The 2,673-nt window shown below is 36.5% G+C and carries 1 protein-coding gene; it reads left to right on the plus strand.

Annotated elements, in window-relative coordinates:
* The first annotated feature begins 203 nt into the window (after positions 1-203).
* A complete protein-coding gene (locus HC728_RS19350) occupies positions 204-1,022 on the plus strand; it encodes a TIR domain-containing protein (protein WP_238933834.1) in 819 nt (272 codons plus the stop codon).
* Positions 1,023-2,673: the final 1,651 nt, after the last annotated feature.

Consider the following 2,673-nt stretch of genomic DNA (forward strand, 5'->3'; position numbering starts at 1 on the left):
AGCACGCACAACAATCGCATCAACACGATTTATTACATTCGGCGTTCTGGGTTTGCCTTGGGTTTTGTGATTAAGGCGGTTAATTCAAGTTGGTTTGCATAGTAATAAACGTGTTATGCCAGCGTTAACTGAACTTGTTCACCTTCACAGTAATAATTAAATTAAGAGAATAAACTTACTAATTATCATGTAATTAGGTAAAATTGGGAATAGTATTAATCTTAGCGTTACTTAAAGTGAGTGCTCAAATGAGAAAGCCACGGATATTTATTGCATCGTCAGTTGAAAGTTTAAATGTAGCTGAAGCTATTAACGTAAATCTTGATCATGAATTTGAGGTGACGGTTTGGAAAAATGGAACATTTAAATTATCTTCAACAAGTGTAGATGATTTAGTTGCGAAATCATCTTTTGTTGACTTTGCTTTATTTATTTTTGCTCCTGATGATATAGCGACAATTCGGAATAGGGAACAGCACATAGTTCGAGATAATGTTTTATTTGAAATGGGACTTTTTGTTGGAGCTATTGGAAAAAAACGTACATTTTTTATTAAACCTCGAAATCAAGAGATGTACCTACCCACTGATCTTTTAGGCCTTCTTCCTGCTGATTATGAAGCGAATCGAAGTGATGGCGATCTCGTATCAGCAACAAACCGAGCTTGTTCTTTAATTAAAGCTGAAGCTGAGCGTTTAGGCTTATTAAATAGAGAGTCACTAAAAGCTAATACAGTTATTGAAGCAAATCCTAAAAATTATTCTTTATCGGCAGTTGATTTGAAATTTTTATCGATAACGCTATCGTCACATACATCGTACCCAGACGGTTTAGTTTTCCATCAAATATCTAATGAAATTGGTGAAGATGAAGGTAAGATTAACTTGGCAGCAATAAAGTTGGAACGCTTAGGTTATGTAGAGAAAACAATTGAACAGGATAGTTGGGGAAATTCCTTATACCGTTATTTAATCAATGATGCTGGTATAGATGCCTTATTAGATGCTGAAATTATAGAGTAAAAGTTCAGTTAACAAATGCATCAACACGATTTACTACACTCGGCATCTCAGGTTGTCGGGTGTTTCTCGTTTTAGGGCGTCAATTTTAAGTATAATTACATAGTAGTAAACGTGTTATGCAGGCGTTGTGCGTACTGAGTCCGAAATTTTTTGCACGGTTCGTCAATAGAACCGAGGCTTTTGTAGTTTCGGCTTCGTAAGTGTTCCTTTCTTCTTTGTTGCCTTTTTGCTTTCGTATCATCAGGTTCGGCAAATTAACCCTTATTTCCCTAAGTTCAGGCGTTTCAGAAGCTATTTTACGCTTCAATTGTTCTTTGGTTATGCCTCATTTTGGCCTGCATCAGTGTTTTTCTCGCAGCATTTTCAATCCCAATTGTTGTTAGGATATTTGGTTTATCAGTTCCAAATCTGCTGAAACCAAACCGTTCAAATGGTGTAAAAAATGTATCTGTTTTCCATTCACTTTATCTCGCAATTTAAGATCATTTTGTTCGCTTAATTACTATCGGTAAATTAGAATCAGGGCTTAGAAAATCTTGGCAGGGCAGTTCTTTACCAAGTTAACCGAGCCGAAAGTAAGCACGCACAACAATCGCATCAACACGATTTATTACATTCGGCGTTCTGGGTTTGTCTTAGGTTTTGTGATTAAGGCGGTTAATTCAGGTTGGTTTGCATAGTAATAAACGTGTTATGCCAGCGTTACACGAACTCTAAGAATGCATTTTTTTGGCTCAGTTCAGCGATTGAGCCGTTAGTTTTTTAGGCGAGAAAGTAAGGTGGATTTCCTTTTTCTTTGTTGCCTTTTAGTTTTCATTTCATCAGGTTCGGCAATTAAACATTATTGTCAAAAGTTCATGGGTTTCAGAAACCAATTCACGCTTCAATTGTTCATGGTTTTGCCTCATTTTAGTCTGCATCAGTGTTTTGCTCGCAGCATTTTTAATCCCAATTGTGGCGAGTATATTTGGTTTATCAGCTCAAAACAGGCTGAAACCAAATCGTACAAATGGTGTAAGAAAAAGGGATTGTTTCGTTTCACAGTTATTGTCGTTGGTTGGATATTTTGCTCGCTTAATTGAGTCAATCTAATTAAACTCAGTTTACAGTAAATCTTGGTAAATCAATTCTTTACCAAGTTAATAGAAGCGTTGACAAAGATCGTGTAACAAAGCAATCAACACGATGCTAATTACACTCGGAGTTTGTGGTTTGAAGTATAATTGGTTTGGAAAGTAAGGTGTTCGCACGTGTTATTGCGGCGTTACACGAACTAAAGATAGCAGTTTTTTGGCTCAGTTCAGCGATAGAACCGTTCGATTTTTAAATGTTAAAGTTGGGCGGTTTTCCTTCTTCTTTGTTGCCTTTTAGTTTTCATTTCATCAGGTTCGGCATTGAAATATTATTGCCCCAAACTCAGGCGTTTCAGAGACATTTTTACGCTTCAATTGTTCTTTGACTATGCCTCATTTTAGTCTGCATCAGTGTTTTGCTCTCAGCATTTTCAATCCCAATTGTGGCAAGGATATTTGGTTTATCAGCTCAAAACTTGCTGAAACCAAATCGTACAAATGGTGCTAGAAAAAGGATTGCTTCGTTTCGCAGTTTTTGTAGTTGAACGTTTCTTTTGTTCGCTAATTTAGCTTTTGTA

Origin of the sequence: Aliivibrio sp. S10_S31 (assembly GCF_014694495.1) — a bacterium.
Lineage (GTDB): Bacteria > Pseudomonadota > Gammaproteobacteria > Enterobacterales > Vibrionaceae > Aliivibrio > Aliivibrio fischeri.